Below are 20,477 nucleotides of genomic sequence, written 5' to 3' on the forward strand. Positions count from 1 at the left end.
GGAGGGCCGGCCATCGGGTGAATCCCGATGGCCGGCCCTTCCGTATTCACAGTTTTCCCTGCAGCTCCTACCAGATGCTGACGCGCTCCCCGGGCGGCATCCACATGCCGTCCTGCCCGGTGATGCCGAAGGCCGCGTGGAACGCATCCAGGTTCTTCGCGATCGCGTTGGTGCGGAACTCATTGGGCGAGTGCGGGTCCGTGACGAGCCTGCGGATGGCTTCCTCACCCCGGATGACCTGCCGCCAGCCGGCCGCCCAGGAGGCGAAGAACCGCTGGACCCCCGTGAAACCGTCCAGCACGGCCGGCTCCTGCCCGTCCAGGCTGATCAGGTACGCCTTGTAGGCAATCGTCAGGCCGCCCAGGTCGCCGATGTTCTCCCCCAGGGTCAGCTTGCCGTTGACGTGGTGGCCCGGAGCGGCGCCGGGGGAGAGCGCATCGAACTGTGAGACGAGCCGGGCGGTCAACGCCTCGAACGCGGTGCGGTCAGCCTCGGTCCACCAGTTCCGGAGCAGGCCGTCGCCGTCGTACTGCGAGCCCTGGTCATCGAAGCCGTGGCCGATCTCGTGGCCGATCACGGCGCCGATGCCGCCGTAGTTCACGGCGTCGTCGGCGTCGGCGGTGAAGAACGGCGGCTGGAGGATGGCGGCGGGGAACACGATCTCATTGAGCAGCGGATGGTAGTACGCGTTCACGGTCTGCGGGGTCATGAGCCACTTCTCACGGTCCACGGGCTTGCCCACCTCGTCGAGGTGGCGGTCGACGTCGGCGCTGTGGGCACGCTCCACGTTGCCGAGCAGGTCCGCCGGGTCGATCTGCACCGCCGAGTAGTCGATCCACTGGTCCGGGTAGCCGATCTTCGCGCGGAAGGACCCGAGCTTCTTGAGCGCCTCGAGCTTCGTTTCCTCGCCCATCCACGCCAGGCCCGTAATGGAGTCGCGGTACGCCGCGATCAGGTTCGCCACGAGGGACTGCATGCGGGCCTTGTGGGTCTCCGGGAAGTGCCGGGCCACGTAGATCTGCCCGACGGCCTCACCGAGGGCGGCCTCGACGACGCCGACGCCCCGCTTCCAGCGGTCCTTGTTCCGCGGCGTGCCGCTGAGGGTGGTCCCGTAGAAGGCGAAATTCGCGTCGACGAACGCCGCAGGCAGATACGGTGCGGCGGCGCTGACGACCCGCAGGGCGAGCCACTCCTGCCAGACGGCCAACGGTTCCGTGTCCAGCAGCGCTGCCGCCCCGGCGAAGAAGTCAGGCGTGCTCACGATCAGTTCCCCGCGCTTCTCCGGGACAATGCCGGCGGCCTCGAACCAGGTCGCGAGGAGGGGAAACAGCCCGGTGGCCTCCGCGGCGGACTTGAGGTTGTAGGTCTTCTGCGGATCGCGCAGCGTGACGTTGTCCCAGTGGTGCGACGCCAGGGCCGTCTCGAGCGCCACCACGCGGCCGGCGGCGCCCTCCGGATCGGCCACCCCGGCCAGGCCGAGCATGGTCTGCACATGCCCGCGGTAGGCCTGGATGACCGGCGCGAACTTCTCCGTCCGGTAATACGACTCATCCGGCAGGCCCAGGCCGCCCTGGCCGGTGTAGAGCAGGACCCGGTCCGGGTTGCCGGCGTCCGGGGCGGGATAGATGTAAAAGAGCCCCGGGACGTCGGCCCGGAACAGGCGCCCGGCCAGCGCGATGAGTTCCGTGATTGAGGTCGTGGCGAACACGCCGGCGAGCCGTTCCCGGATGGGTTCCAGGCCTTTGGCCTCCACCGCGGCTTCGTCCATGAAGCTGTTGTAGAGGTCCCCGATCTTCCGCTCGATGCCGGTGGCTGCCCCGCCGCGGCCGGCCGCTTCCTCGATGATGGCCTTCACGGCCAGCTCCGAGCCGTCGCGCAGAGCGGTGAAGGTGCCCTCCAGGGGGCGGTCATCGGGAATCGTGGTGCTTTTGAGCCAGCCGCCGTTGACGTGCAGGTACAGGTCATCCTGCGGCCGGACGCCGGCGTCGATAGTGGACAGGTCGATCCCCGAAAGTGGCACAGATGCTCCTTTGAGAGGCAGCCCGGCACCGAAGCTGGCGACGGCGGCAGGTCTGCATAACGGACATAGCGGTGGTATGGCTCCTTCATCTTACGCACCCGTGTTACTGTAAAAAGGTGCGCGCAGAACTGCTTCTTCTTAGCTGCCGCGGCGAGGCCTCAGACGCGATCTAGCGCAAGGCCCACCCTCGCTGCGGAGTTTGTGTTGCCCGGCCACCCTTTCATCAAAGAATCACAGAAAAGGCCCCGATAGTAATGCGAAACGCACAAAAGCCCTCAGGAATGCCGGTCCACCGTTACGTCCCGTTCCAGGACCTGATCACGGTGGAGTTGCCGGACCGCACGTGGCCGGACAAAGTCATCACCAAGGCACCGCGCTGGTGCGCCGTGGACCTGCGTGACGGCAACCAGGCCCTGATCGACCCGATGAGCCCGGCCCGCAAGCTGAAGATGTTCCAGCTGCTGGTCCGGATGGGCTACAAGGAGATCGAGGTCGGCTTTCCCTCCGCGTCACAGACGGACTTCGACTTCGTCCGGCAGCTGATCGAAGGCGGCCATATCCCGGATGACGTCACCATCCAGGTGCTGACCCAGGCCCGGGAGCACCTGATCGAGCGGACCTACGAGTCCCTGGCCGGCGCCAGGCAGGCCATCGTGCACCTCTACAACTCGACGTCGGTCCTGCAGCGCCGCGTCGTGTTCAACCAGGACGAGGACGGCATCCTCGACATCGCCCTGCAGGGTGCCCGTCTGTGCAAGAAGTACGAGGAGACTCTCGTGGACACGCACATCACCTATCAGTACTCGCCGGAATCCTTCACCGGGACCGAACTGGACTACGCGCTCCGGGTCTGCAACGCGATCGCCGACGTGTTTGAGGCCTCCGCCGACAGCCAGGTCATCATCAACCTGCCCGCGACCGTCGAGATGGCCACCCCGAACGTCTACGCCGACTCCATCGAGTGGATGAGCCGCAACCTGCACCCCCGTGAAGGCATCATCCTGTCCCTGCACCCGCACAATGACCGCGGCACCGGCGTCGCCGCCGCCGAGCTCGGCTACCTGGCCGGCGCGGACCGGATCGAAGGCTGCCTGTTCGGCAACGGCGAGCGGACCGGCAACGTCGACCTGGTCACCCTGGGACTGAACATGTTCGTCCAGGGCGTCGACCCGATGATCGACTTCTCCGACATCGACGATGTCCGCCGCACCGTGGAGTACTGCAACCAGCTGCCCGTCCCCGAGCGGGCCCCCTACGGCGGAGACCTCGTCTTCACCGCCTTCTCCGGCTCCCACCAGGACGCCATCAAGAAGGGCCTGGAAGCTTTGGAGAAGGACGCCGCGGCCGCCGGCAAGGACGTCTCCGACTACCTCTGGCAGGTCCCGTACCTGCCCATTGACCCGAAGGACCTCGGCCGCAGCTACGAAGCCGTCATCCGCGTCAATTCCCAGTCCGGCAAGGGCGGCGTCGCGTATCTGCTCAAGAACGAGCACAACCTGGACCTGCCGCGCCGGGCGCAGATCGAGTTCTCCGGCGTCATCCAGAAGCAGACGGACGCCGTCGGCGGCGAAGTCAGCGGCGGCCAGCTCTGGCAGGTCTTCCAGGACGAGTACCTGCCCTCCGGCTCGGCCCACCAGCAGTGGGGCCACTACGCGCTCGGCTCGGTCAGCACCGAATCGGACGAGGACGGCATGATGACGCTGACCGCCGCGCTGAAGGTCGACGGCGCCCAGGCCCGGCGGACCGGCACCGGCAACGGCCCGATCGCTGCGCTGCTGAGCATCCTGCGCGAAGACGGCGTTGACGTCCGCGTGCTGGACTACAGCGAACACGCGCTGTCCGAGGGCGGCAGCGCCCTCGCCGCGGCCTACGTTGAAGCCGCCGTGGGGGAGCGGGTCCTGTGGGGCGTCGGGATCGACGCCAACACCAGCATGGCCTCGCTCAAGGCCGTCATCTCGGCCGTGAACCGGGTCATCCGGGACGCCCGCGCCTAAGCCTTTGGCGGCTGCTCCGCACCGCGCCGCCGGATCATCCGGCGGCGCGGTGCTGTCCCGAAGACTGCGCTGTCCCGAAGACGGGGCTGTCCCGAAGACTGTGTTGTACCGAAGGCTGCGCTATACCGAAGACGGTGTTTGCCGTATGACAGTGTTTACCCGCAGACAGTGCGAAGATTAACCGTGGCCCAACCTTCTTCCTTTGCATCGCGCGCCTACCGTGACGACGCCGTCGTGCTGCGCACCCACAAGCTGGGTGAGGCGGACCGCATCATCACCCTGCTGACCAAGCACCATGGCCAGGTCCGGGCGGTGGCCAAGGGTGTCCGCCGCACCAGCAGCCGCTTCGGCGCCCGGCTCGAGCCCTTCATGGTCGCTGATCTCCAACTGGTCTCCGGGCGCACTTTGGACATTGTCACCCAGGCTGTCGCCAAGGGCGCCTACGGCGGCAGCATCGCCGCGGACTACGGCAGCTACACCGTGGCCGCAGCCATGACGGAGACCGCCGAGAAGCTCACCGACGTCGACGGCGAATCCGGAACGGCCCAGTACCACCTGCTCGTGGGCGCCCTGGCCTCGCTGAGCCGCCGGGAGCACACCCCCGAGCTCATCCTTGATTCCTACCTGCTCCGCGCCTTGTCCACCGGCGGCTGGGCCCCCAGCTTCACCGGCTGCGCCCGCTGCGGCGCGCGGGGCCCGCACACCGCCTTCTCGGCCCCCCTCGGCGGCATGGTGTGCCACGAGTGCCGGCCGCCGGGTTCCCCGGCCCCCGCCGCGGAGACAGTCGTCCTGCTCGGCGCGCTGCTGACGGGGAACTGGACGGCGGCGGACGCGTCCCTGCCGGTCCACCGGCGCGAAGCGGCCGGGCTGGTGGCCAGCTACCTGCAATGGCACCTGGAACGGGTGCTGAAGTCCCTCAAACATGTGGAGCGAACCTGACCGTGGCATTGGGAAGAGGCCTGGGGAAGACCCAGGCGAAAACCGGGCAAGGCAAGATCCGAAGCGGGACGGGCGCCGCCGGGCAGCGCAGCACGCCGGTGCTGAGGCCGTATCCGCACCCCTCCGGTGCCGTGCCGCCGGCCATCCCGGCGCAGTTCATTCCCCGGCACGTCGCGATCGTCATGGACGGCAATGGGCGGTGGGCGAACCAGCGCGGACTGCCGCGGATTGAAGGGCACAGGGCCGGGGAACCGGCCCTGCTGGATGTGATGGCCGGCGCCATCGAGCTCGGCATCGAGCACGTGAGCGTCTACGCGTTCTCCACCGAAAACTGGCGCCGTTCCCCCGAGGAGGTCCGCTTCCTGATGGGTTTCAACAAGGACGTGCTGCGCCGCCAGCGGAACCAGCTGGATGAGTGGGGGGTCCGCATCCGCTGGTCCGGCCGGCGGCCGAAGCTGTGGGGGTCCGTCATCCGCGAGCTGGAGGAGGCCGAGGACTTCACCCGCGGCAACAGCACCTGCACCCTGAACATGTGCGTCAACTACGGCGGCCGGGCCGAGATCGCCGACGCCGTGTCCGCCATCGCGGAAGAGGTCGCCGCCGGGCGGATCAAGCCGGGATCCATCACCGAGAAGACCATCCAGAAGTACCTCGACGAACCCGATCTTCCGGACGTCGACCTGTTCCTGCGCAGCTCCGGGGAACAGCGGCTCTCCAATTTCATGCTCTGGCAGTCCGCCTACGCCGAGTTCGTCTTCATGGACACCCTCTGGCCCGATGTGGACCGGCGCACTCTCTGGGACGCCGTCGAGATCTATGCCCAGCGGGACCGCCGCTACGGCGGGGCCGTCGACGCCGCTCCCGCGGCGGGGAGCCCGTCCGCGTAGTACCTGACGACGCCCGCGCCGGTTCCCTGGGCTTCGACCCGGCCGCCCAGACGTACAACGACGTGTGGAAGACTGAGGCCAGCTGGGCCGGAACATGCAGGACGTTCGACATGACGCTGAACGATGGCAGCTCACACCAGGCCATGTTCAGGTTCGTCCGGTGACGGGGAAAGGAGCGCCGACGATGAGCCAGGTACGTGCTTCAGTCCGCCGTCGGGGGTGGCCTGGCGTTATCCTCTGGTCGATCCTGGTTGTGGCGTCCGTCGTCCTGATGGCCACTGGCCTGTGGAGGTCATTCTTCATCGGGGGATACCACCCGGTGCCGGGTCTTGAGGAGGACGCACGTGTCGGCAGCGTCTACATACTTGGTGGCTCCGCAGCATCGCTGGCAGCAGCCGTCTGGTCGTTCCTGCGCGGCCATCCGCACTGGGTTACGGCGTGCGTGGCGGCGCCTGCAGTCGTGGTCGGGGGCGTTGCCCTGGTGTGGCCGTACAGCATGCTGCGGCACCTCGTTGCCCTCGTCGCCCTGCCGGGTGCGATCGCAGGAATATTCGGCGGCCTGATAGACCGGGGCTACCGCCGGGCCCGGTAGGGGACAGGCGTCGCGGGCGGAATCCGGCATCCTGGGATTGGAAGACGTCTCCCCACCGCGGTCCGCCGACCGGTTTCCAAGTCGTTGAACGGGAGAAAAGGCCCTACCCGGCTGAGTCGGGGCGTGGCGGGTGAGGAGGATCAGCCGTTGTGGCCCTCTGCCGAAAAGAGGCCGATGGTGAGGTACGCGATGATGGCCGTGGACGCGTAGCCGATGACCAGTGCGGCGATGGCCAACCCGCGGCCGCCTTCACCCGTGGTCTTGATCTGGGTCAGGGCGATGTGCCCCAGGATGACGCCGGTCATGCCGATAATGAACGATGAGACAAACGCGGCAATGGCAAGCGTGTTGGTCCTGGCGGGCGCGGCTCCATGGCCCCGCTGCTGCGGTGGGGGTGGGGGAGCGGTCATCACGCGCCGTCGTCGCGGACATAGGCGCCGATCCACCGTGCCAGCCGGGCGTACGCGTCCGCGCGGACCTGCGGCGCGGACAGGAACACATCGTGCAGGCCGCCGTCGATCCTCTCCAGCGTCACGGTGCGGCCCAGGCTGAGGGAGCGGAGGGCGATCATGTTCACATCCAGGACCGCGTCGGTGCGGCGCATGGATTCCTTCCAGAACATCCCGTTGGCGCTGGCACCGGAGATCAGCACGAGGATGGGCACCTCGATGTTCAGGCCCCGCGCAACCCGGGCCTGCCCGTCGAGCACTGCGCTGAGCCAGCCGGCGCGGACGGGAAAGGCGCGCGGCGGCCGGAAGGCGTCGTCCAGGGCCCATTCGCCCTCCGCAGCGCTGCTGATGCTCCGCCAGTAGAAGCCGCGCGGGGGCAGCCGGATCACTGACTCGGGCCGGAACCGGGCGAGCGGCTCCACCATGGTGCGGGCGGCGCGGCGGACGGCAGGGCTGCCGTGCATTTCCAGCCACGGACTGTCCAGGACCAGCTGCGCGGCCACGCCCGGGTGGCGGCTGGCCCACAGCGCCGCGATGAGGCCGCCGGTGGAGTGTCCCATCAGCGTCAGGAGCGGCGGGGCCGAACCGCCGGGACCCGGCGATCCGATGATGCCGATCGCCGCCGTGATCTCGGCGTCGTAGTCGTCCAGGTCGGCCACATAGCCGCCATGGGTGCCCGGACGCAGGCTCCGCCCGTGGTTGTGCAGGTCCAGGGCGAAGAAGTCGAAGCCGTTGCCGGTCCAGAATGCCGCCAGTTCCGCGTTGAAGAAATAGTCGCTCCAGCCGTGCAGGAACAGCACGGCCCGTCGTGGCTGCCGGACGGCGGCACGGTACGGCTCGTCGCTGAGTTCGTCGCCGCGTCCTTCGTCTGGTGCTTCGCGTGCTGCTTTATGTGCTGCTTCGCGTGCGCGGCGCGCCCCGGGGACGTGGCGGACCAGGGTCGCCGTCCGCTCCACGCCGTCCGCACCGGCGGCGCCGAAGGTACAGGCCTCAAAATCGTCGCCGAGGATGTCCTTCTGCCATTCCACCGGCTGCCCCCCGGCGGCCGGCGCCGGCGCACGCCGGCCACGTGCCGACGGCGCGCCGGCCGCTCCCTTGTCGCTGGTCATGGCTTCATGCTAGCGCCGCTTCCTGCTGACGCCCGGCGACGCTGCCGCGGGCCGCCGGCGTCCGCGCCGCTGTTCCCGGACGGTGCGCACAGACGGCGCATCCCGGCGGTCATACCGGGACTTGCGGCGTGCGGGTTTGGTCTGAAGGGTCCGAACCGGAAAACTAGGACCATGCGCGTATATCCCACCTTCTTCCGGCTGGCCTTCTCATGGATGGACGCCGAACGCGCCCACCGGATCGGTTTCAAGGCCATCCGGCTCGTCCACAGCTGCGGCGCCGGACGGGCGCTGCAGAAGTTCACGGCCCCGGCGGCCTCCCTGCAGACCCAGGCCTTCGGGCTCACCTTCCCCTCGCCCTTCGGGCTCGCGGCCGGCTTCGACAAGGAAGGGCACGGCATCGAGGCCCTGGCCGAGCTCGGATTCGGCCACGTGGAAGTAGGAACCATCACCGGACAGGCCCAGCCCGGCAACCCGGCACCCCGGCTCTTCCGCCTCATCGAGGACAGGGCCGTCATCAACCGGATGGGCTTCAACAACGACGGCGCCGCCGCGGTGGCCCCCCGCCTGAAATCCGCCCGGGCCGCCCTGCAGCGCCGCCATCCCGGCGTCCGGCCCGTGATCGGGGTGAACATCGGCAAGAGCAAGGTCGTGGAGCTCGAGGATGCCGCCGCAGATTACCTGACCAGCGCCCGGAGCCTCGCGCCCGCCGCGGACTATCTCGTGGTCAACGTCAGCTCGCCGAACACCCCCGGGCTCCGGCTGCTGCAGGACGTCCAGACGCTCCGCCCGCTGCTGGCGGCCGTGGGGCAGGAAGCGGACAAGGCCGCCGGCCGCCACGTTCCGCTGCTGGTCAAGATCGCGCCGGATCTGAGCAACGAGGACATCGACGACGTCGCGCGCCTGGCGCTGGACCTGAGGCTGGACGGCATCATCGCCACCAACACCACCATTTCCCGCACCGGGCTCGCCTCCGGTCCGGACAAGGTCGAAGCCTGCGGGGCCGGCGGCCTGTCCGGGGCGCCGCTGAAGAAGCGCTCCCTCGAGGTGCTGGCCCGGCTCAAGGCGGTAACCGGCGGCGAGCTGAGCCTGGTCTCGGTCGGCGGCGTCGAGTCGGCGCAGGACGTCCAGGAACGGCTCGACGCCGGCGCCACCCTGGTGCAGGGGTACACGGCCTTCCTGTACGAGGGCCCTTTCTGGGCCGCGCGCATCAACCGGATGCTCGCGAAACACCCGTCCCGGCGCTAGGCGCGTCCGCCTTCCCGCGACGCCCAGCTTTCCCTGCGACGCGCAAAATGCCTGACGACGCCGGAATTCCTTTGTCGACAGGCATTTTGCGCGTCGCGAGGCGATTTGCGTATCGCGAGCCGGCCGGCCGCCGGCGGGGCGCCAGGCCAGCGAGGACACAAAGAAGCCCCCGGCAGCATGCTGCCGGGGGCTTCCTCGTAAGTGGGGTCGGATCAGGCGGGGAACTCTCCACGCTTGACCTGGGGCTTGGGCAGGCGAAGTCGGCGGAACTGAAGCGAACGCATGGAGCCGTACCAGACGGTGCCGCGCTCGACGTCGCTGAATTTCTCGGCCAGGCGCTTCTTGAGCTTGCGGGAGAGGATGAAGACATCCACGAAGACCGCCAGGAACATCACCCAGAAACCGCCGAGGACGTAGATCATCTGTTCGCTGGAGGCCGGCACGAGGAGCGAGATGACGACGAAGACCAGGGCGCCGAACATGAGGTACTCACCAAGGCTGAAGCGGGCGTCGACATAATCGCGCGTAAAGCGTTTCTGCGGGCCCTTGTCCCGCAGCGGCAGGAATTTGTCGTCCCCCGTGTCCATCGCCTGCCGCATCTTGAGCCGCTGCTCCTGCACGGCCGCGCGTTCGGCGGCCTTGGAAGCCTTGCGGTCCTCCGGCACGAGCGGCCGCTTGCGGGCGGCCACCTGCGCACTGCGCTTGGGCGTGGGCGCGCCCTTGCCTATGGCGGCGTCCCGGGCCGTGGCCTCGGCCGCCTGCTGGTCAACTACGTCATGCGCCGAAGGCGCTTCCTTTTTACGTCCAAACACCCCTAAAGAATACCCCGCGCGTACGGGCGCGAGACCCGGCCCACAGCGCCCGGGGCCCCGTTGGTGGTGATGGGGGACACGGGTAGTGTTTTGGCCATGACTTCAACACCCGCGGGGAACCCGCAGACCGCCACCGCCCGCGCCGGGAACTTCGACGCCGAGGCCCTCCGCCAGGCCGTGACCGAATCGTTTGACGCAACGGTCGGGCAGTTAAAGGAACTCGTTGCCATTCCGGGCATCGCCTGGCCCAGCTTCGATCCCGCCCCGCTGAACGCCAGCGCCGACGCCGTTGCCGGGCTGGTGCGTGCCGGCGGCTTCGACGATGTCCGCATCCTGCGCTGCGACAAGGAAGACGGCACCCCCGGCGGCCCCGCCGTCGTCGCCCGCCGGCCCGCCGCCGCGGGCAAACCCACCATCCTGCTCTACGCCCACCACGACGTCCAGCCCACCGGCGATCCGGCGCTGTGGGAAACGGAGCCGTTCACCGCCGTCGAACGTGACGGGCGGCTTTTCGGCCGCGGTGCGGCGGATGACAAGGCCGGAATCCTGGCCCACATCGCGGCGTACTCGGCGGTGACCCGGGTCCTGGGCGACGACCTGGGCCTCGGCGTGACCGTCTTCTTCGAAGGCGAGGAGGAGGCCGGCTCACCGACGTTCAGGTCCTTCCTGGAGACCCACCGTGAACTGCTGCGCGCGGATGTGATCGTGGTGGCCGACTCCAGCAACTGGAAGGTCGGCGTCCCGGCCCTGACCACAAGCCTGCGAGGCCTGGTGGACGGCACGATCGAGGTCCAGGTCCTGGACCACGCGGTCCACTCCGGCATGTTCGGCGGGCCCGTGCTGGACGCCCCGACCTTGCTCGCCCGCCTCATTGCCACGCTGCACGACGCCGACGGCAGCGTCGCGATCCCCGGGCTGCTCAGCCGCGATGACGTGGGCGTGGACCTGACCGAAGCGGAATACCGCGCCGACGCCTCCGTGCTCGACGGCGTGCGGCTCGCCGGCACCGGGACCATCGCCTCGCGCCTGTGGACCAAGCCGGCGCTTTCCATCATCGGCTTCGACGCCCCCGCGGTGGACGTCGCCGCCAACACACTGCTGCCGCGGGCGCGTGCCAAGTTCAGCCTGCGGCTCGCCCCCGGGCAGGATCCGGCGGCCGCCATGGAGGCTGTCCGGAAGCATGTCGAAGCCAACGCGCCGTTTGGCGCCCGGGTCGTTTTCACCCCGGGGGAGAGCGGCAACCCGTTCCGCACCGACACCGCTTCGAAGGCGGCCGGCTTTGCCCTGTGGGCGCTGGGGGAGGCCTGGGGCGTGCCCGCCGTCGAAATGGGGATCGGCGGCTCGATTCCCTTCATTGCCGACCTCACCGAGGTGTACCCGGAGGTGCAGATCCTGGTCACCGGGGTGGAGGATCCCGACTCGCGTGCGCACAGCGCGAACGAATCGCTCCACCTGGGAGACTTCCGGAACGCGATCATCGCCGAAGCGCTCCTGCTGGCCCGGCTTAACGCGGAAGGGCTGGCCTGACCGGCGGGACGGGCGTCCCCCGGGAACATCCAGCCCGTTCCGGCGGTTACGTCAGGAGTTAGAGCTACAGGGCTGACCGACGTAGCATGTAGTAATAGCCCATACCGCATCAGCAGGGTCGCGCACCGTGAAAACGGGGCCGCCACAACCGTCGTCAGAAGGTAGGCCATGAGCACTACAACCAATGAAAACAGCGCCGACACCACCGCCACGGCGGCCGAGGAGCTGGCCACCCACGAGGTCAAGCTGACCGACGTCGCCGCCGGCAAGGTCCGCAGCCTCCTGGAGCAGGAAGGCCGCACCGATCTGCGCCTCCGCGTTGCCGTGCAGCCGGGCGGCTGCTCCGGCCTGATCTACCAGCTCTACTTCGACGAGCGGATTCTCGACGGAGACGCTGTGCGCGATTACGACGGCGTGGAAGTCGTCGTCGACAAGATGAGCGTCCCGTACCTCAGCGGCGCCAGCATCGACTTCGAGGACACCATCTCCAAGCAGGGCTTCACGATTGACAATCCGAACGCCGGCGGATCCTGCGCCTGCGGTGATTCCTTCCACTAGGATTCCTTCCACTGAGGCCGGGCAAACTGCCCGGCCTCAGTGCCGCGGAATCGTCAACGAGCAGGCCAGTTAAAAAGGTCCCGACGCACGGGCGGACATGTGGGCGAAAACTCCGGCGGAGCGGTAAGCTCTACACCGAGTAGTAAAACTTTTCGTGTGCCCGGACCGCCACCGGCGGGCCGGGCGACAGCAACAAGTAGGAAGGGCCGTCTGTGAGTTCGCAGAACCGAACCGGCAGCCGACGCAAACAGATCACTACGATCACTGGCTTGGCACTTGCCGGCGCGTTGGCTTTGACTGGATGTTCACCAGAGGTAGAGAGAGGCTGGTTGCCCACCGAGCGTGGCACCACCAATCACACCGACCGCATCATGGACCTCTGGGTCAACTCATGGATAGCCGCGCTGGTCGTCGGCATCATTACGTGGGGCCTGATGATCTGGTGCATCGTCGCTTACCGGCGGCGCAAGGGAACCGTAGGGTTCCCCCGCCAGAACAGCTTCAACCTGCCCCTTGAGGTCTTCTACCTCACGATCCCGGTGTTCATGGTCCTGGTGTTCTTCTATTTCACCGACCGTGACCAGCAGGCGATCGATGACCGCTCCAAGCCCGCCGACGTCATCGTTGACGTCCGCGGCAAGCAGTGGGCATGGGACTTCAACTACAAGAAGGGTGACGTCGTCACCGGCGATGTACACGAAGCCGGTGTCCAGGCGCACCTCACCGGTGCAGAGATCGACAAGGAAAAGCTGCCCACGCTCTACCTGCCGGTGAACAAGTCCGTCGACGTGGAGCTCAACTCCCGCGACGTGATCCACTCCTTCTGGGTTCCCGCCTTCCTGCAGAAGCGGGACATGATCCCGGGCAAGACCAACTACATCAGGTTCACCCCCACCAAGGAGGGCACCTACGACGGCAAGTGCGCCGAACTCTGCGGCGAGTACCACTCCGAAATGCTGTTCCGCGTCAAGGTTGTCTCCGAACCGGAGTTCGCAGCGCACCTGGACAAGCTGCGCCAGGACGGCAACACCGGCCTCCTCGGCGAAGAGTACGACCGCAACCCGAACCTGAACGCAACGAAGTAAGGGAAGCGACGTGGCAACCACCTACACCCAGCCCACCGGGATCCTTGAGGCTCCCGTAGTGCCCAAATCCAAGGGACGCATCGTCGTCAACTGGATCACCTCGACTGACCACAAGACCATCGGGTACATGTACCTGATCGCGTCCTTCGTGTTCTTCTGCTTCGGCGGCATCATGGCGCTGCTGATCCGTGCCGAGCTGTTCGAGCCCGGCATGCAGATCCTGCAGACCAAGGAACAGTACAACCAGCTGTTCACCATGCACGGCACCATCATGCTGCTCATGTTCGCGACGCCGCTGTTCGCCGGCTTCACCAACGTCATCATGCCGCTGCAGATCGGGGCACCCGACGTCGCCTTCCCGCGGCTGAACGCGCTGGCCTTCTGGTTCTTCCTCTTCGGCTCCACCATCGCCGTGTCCGGGTTCATCACCCCGCAGGGTGCGGCGTCGTTCGGCTGGTTCGCCTATGCGCCGCTGTCCAACACGACGTTCAGCCCCGGGATCGGCGGGGACCTGTGGGTCTTCGGCCTGGCACTCTCCGGCTTCGGCACCATCCTCGGCGCGGTCAACTTCATCACCACGATCATCTGCATGCGTGCCCCGGGCATGACCATGTGGCGGATGCCGATCTTCACCTGGAACGCGCTGGTCACGTCCATCCTGGTCCTGATGGCGTTCCCGCCGCTGGCCGCGGCGCTGTTCGCCCTCGGCGCGGACCGCCGCTTCGGCGCGCACATCTTCGATCCCGAAAACGGCGGCGCCGTCCTCTGGCAGCACCTGTTCTGGTTCTTCGGCCACCCCGAGGTCTACATCATCGCCCTGCCGTTCTTCGGCATCGTCTCCGAGATCTTCCCGGTCTTCAGCCGCAAGCCGATCTTCGGCTACAAGGGCCTGGTCTACGCCACGATCGCGATCGCCGCGCTGTCCGTCACCGTGTGGGCCCACCACATGTACGTCACCGGCTCGGTGCTGCTGCCGTTCTTCTCCTTCATGACCATGCTGATCGCCGTGCCCACGGGCGTGAAGTTCTTCAACTGGATCGGCACCATGTGGCGGGGGTCGATCACGTTCGAGACCCCGATGCTGTGGAGCATCGGCTTCCTGGCCACGTTCCTCTTCGGCGGCCTGACCGGCATCATCCTGGCCTCACCGCCGCTGGACTTCCACGTCTCGGACTCCTACTTCGTGGTGGCGCACTTCCACTACGTGGTCTTCGGCACCGTGGTGTTCGCGATGTTCGCCGGCTTCTACTTCTGGTGGCCCAAGTGGACCGGCAAGATGCTCAACGAGCGGCTCGGCAAGATCCACTTCTGGATGCTGTTCCTGGGCTTCCACGGCACCTTCCTGATCCAGCACTGGCTCGGCGTCGAGGGCATGCCCCGCCGCTACGCGGACTACCTGCCGCAGGACAACTTCACCTGGATGAACCAGTTCTCCACCTACTCCTCGTTCCTGCTGGGCGCGTCGATGATCCCGTTCTTCTGGAACGTGTACATCACCTGGCGCAGCAACGAACGGGTGGAAGTCGATGACCCGTGGGGCTTCGGCGCCTCGCTCGAGTGGGCCACGTCCTGCCCACCGCCGCGCCACAACTTCACCTCGCTGCCGCGCATCCGCTCGGAACGCCCGGCCCTGGACCTGCACCACCCGGAGCTTTCCCAATCGCACACCGTTGAGTCTCCGGCCGCCGCGGCAGCGGTGCTCGGTAACGCCGACCAGAAGGACACCGCCAAATGAGAATCGAATCATGGATTTTTGGAGCCGGAGTCTTCTTCTTCATCCCCGTCGCGGCGGTATACGGATTCCTGAACCACTGGAACGAGTGGGTGGGCACCCTGGGCCTCCTGTTGGTGGGCGCCCTCGTCGGCATGATCGGTGCCTACCTTGGCTTCACCGGCAAGCGCGTCGGCATGCGTCCCGAGGACCGGCCTGACGCCGAGATCCACGAAGGCGCCGGCGAGCAGGGCCACTTCAGCCCGTGGAGCTGGTGGCCCCTGGTCCTGGGCCTGTCCTGCGCCGCCGGATTCCTCGGCATGGCCATCGGATTCTGGATTGTGTTCATCGCCGGCGGCCTCGCGGTCGTCGCACTCGTGGGCTGGGTCTACGAGTACAGCCGTGGTGACCACGCGCACTAGGTTCCGGCAGGAAACAGCGCAAGGCTGATTGCACGAACGACGGCGGGCCCCACCAATGGTGGGGCCCGCCGTCGTTCGTCGTGCCTGGGGCACGGGCCGGCCGGCCGCATCCGGTCCGGTGCGCCCGGACAGGCGCGTGCCGCGGAACCGCCGGGTCGCCGGATGCTTCCTAGCGGGCCTGCGCTGACTCCAGCAGGGAGCAGAGGAGGTCGAGGGCCTTTTCGGCATCCGGGAGGCTGTAGCGGGCCGGTATTGCGTCCGCGGCCACCGCCAGTTCCACTTCGCAGCCGCAGTGGAAGTCTTCGGTCATGACTTCCAGCAGGGAGCGGGCATCGACTCCGCGCCTGCCTTCCTTGCTGATGGTGACCGGCAGTCCCGTGCCGGTGACAGCCCGCACAAACGCCGCCGCCGGCCGTGCATGCAGGCCAACGGCCGCCTTGACGATTGCCTTCCGAACTGGCAACGGGGCTCCTTTGCTCTCAGCCTTGATCTCGCGGATCTTCCGGCGGCTCTGCCCGCCGTCGTACCTTGGGTAAAGCCTAGCCGCGGGCGAAGTGCCGGGCGAACCAAGACGCCCCAGTGGTCTAGACCTGCTCCGAATTACCCTACCCTTGGTGTATGAACGAATACAGGAGGCCGGACCATGGGTTCTAATGCCTCGCGGATGGCCGGTGAGATCGACCGGCACAGCGGCACACCGATCTATGTCCAGCTGCGGGAAATCCTCCGGGCCCACATCGCGAGTTCGTGCCCGCCCGGATCGGCGCTGCCGTCCGAGCGGGACCTGGCGGAGCGGTTCGGGCTAGCCCGGATGACCGTCCGCCAGGCCATCGACGCGCTCGTGGGGGAGGAGGTCATCGAACGGGTCGTCGGCCTCGGTACCTTTGTCCGGAAGCCGAAGCTGGATCTCCAGGTCAAACTGACGTCCTACAGCGAAGAGATGCAGCGCCGCGGCATGGTCCCGGCGGCAAGGGTCCTCAGCTTCGAACAGATCGCGGCCAGCCCGTTCCTGGCCCGCGAACTCCAGCTGGAAGAGGGGACGCCCCTCGTACGGTTCCGGCGCCTGCTGCTGGCCGACAATGAGCCGATGAGCGTGGACGAGAACTTCATCCCCGCCCACCGTGTGCCCGGCCTGCTCGACGGCGAGCCGCCCACCTCGCTCTACAACGTGCTCAGCGAACGCTATGGGCTGGTGATGGAGTGGGGCGAGGACATGATCGAGGCGACGGCGGCGTCACCGTCGACGTCACGACTGCTCAACGTCGAGATCGGCTCACCGCTCCTGAAGATCCAGCGGCACGCCTTTGTCGCCAGGGCGATGGTTGACTACTCGGTGTCCTATTACCGCGCCGACCGCTACAAGCTCTGGGTGCCGCTGCAGCGTCCCGGCGTCCGGCCGACCCGCAACTACGCGTCGGGGTACCGCCCGTAGATGAGCAGCGCGGGTGGAACGCGGAAGACCCGGTCCCAAGAGGGGCCGGGTCTTCCGCGTTTACTGCTTGGGGCTGCTAGTGGCTGAGGGTCTTCTGGGCCTCTGCCGACTCAATGGCCTCGTGCCCGCCGTGGTGGCCGTGGGCCGCCTCGAGCTCGGCCGGGGTTGCCGGGGCTACCCGGTCCTCGAAGAACAACCGGGAAAGCATCGCGCGGCGCTTCTCCTTGCGGTCCACGATCCCGTGCTCGTTGGGAACCGCGGGCAGCGGAACCGGGGATTCGAAACCGACCAGCTTGTAGCGCTTGTACTCGCTCAGCGGGGCGTGGACCTCGATGAACTCACCGTGCGGCAGGCGCACGATGCGGCCGGTTTCACGGCCGTGGAGGGCGATCTCACGGTCCTTGCGCTGCAGGGCCAGGGCAACGCGCTTCGTCACGAAGAAGGCGATGACCGGTCCGATGAAGAACAGTGCCCGGAGCCAGTAGGTCACATCGTTCAGGGACACGTGGAAATTCGTGGCGATGAGGTCCGAGCTGGCGGCGGCCCACATGACGCAGTACCAGGTGAAGCCGGCCACGCCGATCGCGGTACGCGTCGGCGCGTTCCGCGGACGGTCCAGGACGTGGTGCTCCCGGTTGTCCTTGGTGATCCACCGTTCGATCCACGGGTAGGTGAACAGCACCGTGAAGATGATGCCTGCCGGTACGAGCGCCGGCAGCAGCACGTTCAGCGTCAGCACGTGGCCGAAGATCACGTACTCGAAATGGAAGTTTCCAATGACACCAGGCATCAGGCGCAAGGCACCGTCAACGAAACCGATGTACCAGTCAGGCTGGGTGCCTGCCGAAACGGGGGAGGGGTCGTAGGGGCCGTAGTTCCAGATCGGGTTGATCGTGAAGAAGCCGGCCATGAGCGCAATCACGCCGAAGACGATGAAGAAGAAGCCGCCGGCCTTGGCCGCGTACACCGGGCCGAGCGGGTAGCCGACGACGTTGCCGTCGTTGCGTCCGGGGCCGGGGTACTGGGTGTGCTTGTGCACGACCACCATGAACAGGTGGAGCACGATCATCAGCAGGATGAGTGCCGGCACCAGCAGGATGTGCAGCATGTAGAGGCGGCCAATGATGGCAGTACCGGGGAACTCTCCGCCGAAGAGGAAGAAGGAAATGTACGTTCCAATGACCGGAATTGCCTTGATGACGCCGTCGATGATGCGCAGGCCGTTGCCGGAGAGCAGGTCATCGGGAAGGGAGTACCCGGTGAAGCCTTCAGCCATGGCCAGGATCAGCAGGACTCCGCCGACGACCCAGTTCATTTCCCGGGGCTTGCGGAAGGCACCGGTGAAGAAGACACGGAGCATGTGAACACCGATGGACGCCACGAACAGCAGTGCCGCCCAGTGGTGGACCTGGCGCATGAACAGCCCGCCGCGGACATCAAAGGAGATGTTCAGGGATGAGTTGAACGCGGCAGACATTTCGACGTTCTTCAGCGGCGTGTAAGAGCCCGCATAGTGGGTTTCCACCATGGACGGATCGAAGAAGAACGTCAGGAAGGTGCCTGACATGAGCAGGATGACGAAGGAGTACAGGGCCACTTCGCCAAACATGAATGACCAGTGGTCCGGAAAGACCTTGCGGCCGAATTCACGGAGGATTCCGGATCCGCCGACGCGTTCGTCGACGAAGTTGGTAATGCTGCCGCCTTTAGTCTTGGCGACGAAAGCGGGGGCTTCAGCTGTTGACGGTGCGCTCATGCTCATCACGCTCCCAGTAGCTCGGTCCAACAGGTTCATGGAAGTCGCTGGTAGCGACCAGGTAGCCCTCTGCGTCGACTGCGATGGGCAGCTGGGGGAGGGGGCGGCTGGCCGGGCCGAAGATAACCTTGCATTCCTGGGTCAGGTCGAAGGTTGACTGGTGGCACGGGCACAGCAGGTGGTGGGTCTGCTGCTCGTACAGGGCAACAGGGCAACCGACGTGGGTGCAGATCTTGGAGTAGGCAACGATGCCGTTGTAGCTCCAGTCCTCGCGGCCTGCGGAAGGCTTGAGGGAATCCGGGTTCAGGCGCATCAGCAGGACGACGGCCTTGGCCTTTTCGTTCAGCTTGCCTTCGTGCAGCTCGTTGAGGCCTTCCGGGATCACATGGAAGGCCGAGCCGATGGTGACATCCGTGGCCTTGATGGGGGTGCCATCGGGGTCGCGGGTGAGCCGCTTGAGCTTGCCGCCCGCCGGTGCCCACATGGTGTGGGCCAGCTTGTCGTCCGGGCGGGGACCGAGGTCACCGAAGACGGCCAGTGCAGGCAGGGGAGCCAGCGCGACGGCGCCCAGCAGGGTGTTGCGGATCAGCGGCCGGCGCTTGATGCCGGTTTCCTCCACAATGTCATCGACAATGCGGACGGCGGCCAGGCGGTCCTCCTCGGTGCGGATCCCATGGCGCTCTTCCGAGACTTCATGGTCCGGCATGAGGGCCTTGGCCCAGTGGACGATGCCGGTGCCGATGCCCAGCATGGCAAAGGCGGTGCCGATGCCCAGCAGGGCGTTCTGCAGCCGGATGGTGGCGATCGAGGAGCCATCTCCCAGATCGATGGCGAAGTACGCCACCAGGAATATCAAGGTGCCAACGACCGAAGTCCCGAATAGAAGGGCTACCTGCCGTTCTGCTCGCTTTGCGGCCCTCGGGTCCGTGTCAGCCAGGCGCAAACGATGCGGGGGAATTCCAGGGTCCTGGAACTTCTCCACCTCATTCTGACCAGCCGTAGCTACGGTGCCCGAGTGGTTCGGACTGCCGTCACTATGGTTGCCCATAATTCGCCTCATCCCTCTCTCGTCTCGACATACGCCGAGTTAGCTTTCAATTCAAACTGCTGACGGGTCAGCAGTAAATTCTTACAGGTGCAACAGGGTCTGTCAGGACGTACGGGACGTCAGCCAGATGGTGAAGGCGATGATGACGCCCAGGCCGGCGATCCAGACAAACAGACCTTCGGATGTGGGACCCAAACCACCAAGATCAGCTCCACCGGGTGAACCGTTGGCTTCGATCTGCTTCAGGAAGGTGATGATGTCGCGCTTTCCCTCGGGGGAGACGTTGGCGTCATTGAAGACCGGCATGTTCTGCGGGCCGGTGACCATTGCTTCGTAGATGTGCTTGCCGGAGACATCCGCCAGGGCCGGGGCGAACTTGCCCCGGGTGAGTGCCCCGCCGGCGGCTGCGGCGTTGTGGCACATGGCGCAGTTGGTGCGGAAGAGCTCTCCACCCTTGGCGGCGTCGCCCTTTTCGTCGAGGACACCCGCTTCGGGGATGGACGGGCCCGGGCCGAGCGAGGCAACATACGCTGCCAGCTCGGTGGTCTGGGTTTCGTTGAACTGGGCGGGCTTCTTGTAGGCCTGCGGGCCGTTCATCTGCATGGGCATACGGCCGGTGCCGACCTGAAAGTCAACAGCGGCCGCGCCGACGCCCACAAGCGACGGTCCGGCCTGCGAGCCGCTGGCACCCATGCCGTGGCAGGTGGCGCAGTTGGCGGCAAAGAGCTTGCCGCCTTCCTCTACGTCGCTTGCGCTGAAGCTTGTGGTGTCGGCCTTGGCCTGGTTGACGGTGGTGGCAACGGCGTACAGCCCACCAGTGACCAAGAGGCCCATCAGCAGCAGTGCGATTGCTGCCAGCGGGTGTCGTCGCTTCTGCGAGAGTGCCTTCAC

The 20,477-nt window shown here is 66.7% G+C and carries 20 protein-coding genes; 12 read left to right on the forward strand and 8 right to left on the reverse strand.

What is annotated here, in order from left to right; translation table 11 throughout:
• Positions 1 to 67: 67 nt before the first annotated feature.
• Positions 68 to 2,020, reverse strand: coding sequence for a M13 family metallopeptidase (locus ACQCSZ_RS08110; protein WP_427007510.1), 1,953 nt, complete (start codon positions 2,018 to 2,020; stop codon positions 68 to 70).
• 254 nt (positions 2,021 to 2,274) lie between these two features.
• On the opposite strand from ACQCSZ_RS08110, the gene leuA reads away from it, so the two are divergent.
• The 5 genes from leuA (at position 2,275) to ACQCSZ_RS08135 (ending at position 6,432) form a co-directional block, all read left to right on the forward strand.
• Positions 2,275 to 4,014: a 2-isopropylmalate synthase gene (leuA, locus tag ACQCSZ_RS08115; RefSeq protein ID WP_427007511.1), complete on the forward strand. Its 1,740-nt coding sequence runs from the start codon at positions 2,275 to 2,277 to the stop codon at positions 4,012 to 4,014.
• Positions 4,015 to 4,197: 183 nt separating this feature from the next.
• Positions 4,198 to 4,953, forward strand: a complete 756-nt coding sequence (gene recO, locus ACQCSZ_RS08120) for a DNA repair protein RecO (RefSeq protein WP_427007512.1) — start codon at positions 4,198 to 4,200, stop codon at positions 4,951 to 4,953.
• 56 nt (positions 4,954 to 5,009) lie between these two features.
• Complete coding sequence (locus ACQCSZ_RS08125) at positions 5,010 to 5,840, forward strand: isoprenyl transferase (protein ID WP_427008283.1); 831 nt, start codon at positions 5,010 to 5,012, stop codon at positions 5,838 to 5,840.
• Positions 5,750 to 6,004, forward strand: coding sequence for a PxKF domain-containing protein (locus tag ACQCSZ_RS08130; protein WP_427008284.1), 255 nt, complete (start codon positions 5,750 to 5,752; stop codon positions 6,002 to 6,004). Before ACQCSZ_RS08125 ends, ACQCSZ_RS08130 begins: the two co-directional genes overlap by 91 nt.
• 20 nt (positions 6,005 to 6,024) lie before the next feature.
• Positions 6,025 to 6,432, forward strand: a complete 408-nt coding sequence (locus ACQCSZ_RS08135) for a hypothetical protein (protein WP_427007513.1) — start codon at positions 6,025 to 6,027, stop codon at positions 6,430 to 6,432.
• A gap of 140 nt (positions 6,433 to 6,572) precedes the next feature.
• Here the strand turns inward: ACQCSZ_RS08135 and ACQCSZ_RS08140 are convergent, their stop codons facing one another.
• Both ACQCSZ_RS08140 and ACQCSZ_RS08145 read right to left on the reverse strand, forming a co-directional pair.
• Positions 6,573 to 6,842 carry a DUF4190 domain-containing protein gene (locus ACQCSZ_RS08140; RefSeq protein ID WP_427007514.1) on the reverse strand — a complete coding sequence of 90 codons (270 nt, stop codon included), beginning with the start codon at positions 6,840 to 6,842 and terminating at the stop codon, positions 6,573 to 6,575.
• Positions 6,842 to 7,909, reverse strand: a complete 1,068-nt coding sequence (locus ACQCSZ_RS08145) for an alpha/beta hydrolase (protein WP_427008285.1) — start codon at positions 7,907 to 7,909, stop codon at positions 6,842 to 6,844. The genes ACQCSZ_RS08140 and ACQCSZ_RS08145 overlap by 1 nt, the downstream gene beginning before the upstream one ends.
• Before the next feature lie 252 nt (positions 7,910 to 8,161).
• Here ACQCSZ_RS08145 and ACQCSZ_RS08150 point away from each other — a divergent pair, with 252 nt between their 5' ends.
• Entirely contained in the window at positions 8,162 to 9,235 is a 1,074-nt protein-coding gene (locus tag ACQCSZ_RS08150; protein WP_427007515.1) for a quinone-dependent dihydroorotate dehydrogenase, read from the forward strand.
• 212 nt (positions 9,236 to 9,447) lie between these two features.
• Here ACQCSZ_RS08150 and ACQCSZ_RS08155 read toward each other — a convergent pair whose 3' ends face one another.
• Complete coding sequence (locus tag ACQCSZ_RS08155; RefSeq protein ID WP_427007516.1) at positions 9,448 to 10,047, reverse strand: DUF3043 domain-containing protein; 600 nt, start codon at positions 10,045 to 10,047, stop codon at positions 9,448 to 9,450.
• Positions 10,048 to 10,143: 96 nt separating this feature from the next.
• Here ACQCSZ_RS08155 and ACQCSZ_RS08160 point away from each other — a divergent pair, with 96 nt between their 5' ends.
• From ACQCSZ_RS08160 to ACQCSZ_RS08180, 5 genes are all read left to right on the forward strand, one after another.
• The gene (locus tag ACQCSZ_RS08160; RefSeq protein WP_427007517.1) at positions 10,144 to 11,574 is read left to right on the forward strand and encodes a dipeptidase; all 1,431 of its coding nucleotides are present in this window, start codon (positions 10,144 to 10,146) and stop codon (positions 11,572 to 11,574) included.
• A gap of 168 nt (positions 11,575 to 11,742) precedes the next feature.
• Positions 11,743 to 12,132 (forward strand): HesB/IscA family protein, encoded by a 390-nt coding sequence (locus ACQCSZ_RS08165; RefSeq protein ID WP_211880339.1) that lies wholly within the window; start codon positions 11,743 to 11,745, stop codon positions 12,130 to 12,132.
• A 212-nt stretch (positions 12,133 to 12,344) separates the two neighbouring features.
• Positions 12,345 to 13,217 (forward strand): cytochrome c oxidase subunit II, encoded by an 873-nt coding sequence (gene coxB, locus ACQCSZ_RS08170; protein ID WP_427007518.1) that lies wholly within the window; start codon positions 12,345 to 12,347, stop codon positions 13,215 to 13,217.
• A 10-nt stretch (positions 13,218 to 13,227) separates the two neighbouring features.
• A complete protein-coding gene (ctaD, locus tag ACQCSZ_RS08175; RefSeq protein ID WP_427007519.1) occupies positions 13,228 to 14,952 on the forward strand; it encodes a cytochrome c oxidase subunit I in 1,725 nt (574 codons plus the stop codon).
• Positions 14,949 to 15,350, forward strand: a complete 402-nt coding sequence (locus tag ACQCSZ_RS08180; protein WP_427007520.1) for a cytochrome c oxidase subunit 4 — start codon at positions 14,949 to 14,951, stop codon at positions 15,348 to 15,350. The genes ctaD and ACQCSZ_RS08180 overlap by 4 nt, the downstream gene beginning before the upstream one ends.
• A gap of 169 nt (positions 15,351 to 15,519) precedes the next feature.
• On the opposite strand, the gene ACQCSZ_RS08185 is transcribed toward ACQCSZ_RS08180, so the two are convergent.
• Positions 15,520 to 15,813: an HPr family phosphocarrier protein gene (locus tag ACQCSZ_RS08185; RefSeq protein WP_427007521.1), complete on the reverse strand. Its 294-nt coding sequence runs from the start codon at positions 15,811 to 15,813 to the stop codon at positions 15,520 to 15,522.
• Between the two features lie 180 nt (positions 15,814 to 15,993).
• Between ACQCSZ_RS08185 and ACQCSZ_RS08190 the strand changes: the two genes are divergently transcribed.
• Entirely contained in the window at positions 15,994 to 16,782 is a 789-nt protein-coding gene (locus ACQCSZ_RS08190) for a GntR family transcriptional regulator (protein ID WP_211880349.1), read from the forward strand.
• Positions 16,783 to 16,858: 76 nt separating this feature from the next.
• Here the strand turns inward: ACQCSZ_RS08190 and ACQCSZ_RS08195 are convergent, their stop codons facing one another.
• From ACQCSZ_RS08195 to ACQCSZ_RS08205, 3 genes are all read right to left on the reverse strand, one after another.
• Positions 16,859 to 18,538 (reverse strand): cytochrome b, encoded by a 1,680-nt coding sequence (locus ACQCSZ_RS08195; RefSeq protein WP_427007522.1) that lies wholly within the window; start codon positions 18,536 to 18,538, stop codon positions 16,859 to 16,861.
• Positions 18,516 to 19,586, reverse strand: a complete 1,071-nt coding sequence (locus ACQCSZ_RS08200; protein ID WP_427007523.1) for a Rieske 2Fe-2S domain-containing protein — start codon at positions 19,584 to 19,586, stop codon at positions 18,516 to 18,518. The genes ACQCSZ_RS08195 and ACQCSZ_RS08200 overlap by 23 nt, the downstream gene beginning before the upstream one ends.
• Positions 19,587 to 19,688: 102 nt before the next feature.
• Positions 19,689 to 20,477 (reverse strand): c-type cytochrome, encoded by a 789-nt coding sequence (locus tag ACQCSZ_RS08205; protein ID WP_427007524.1) that lies wholly within the window; start codon positions 20,475 to 20,477, stop codon positions 19,689 to 19,691.

The organism is Pseudarthrobacter sp. H2 (assembly GCF_050157045.1).
In the GTDB taxonomy this organism is placed as follows: domain Bacteria; phylum Actinomycetota; class Actinomycetes; order Actinomycetales; family Micrococcaceae; genus Arthrobacter.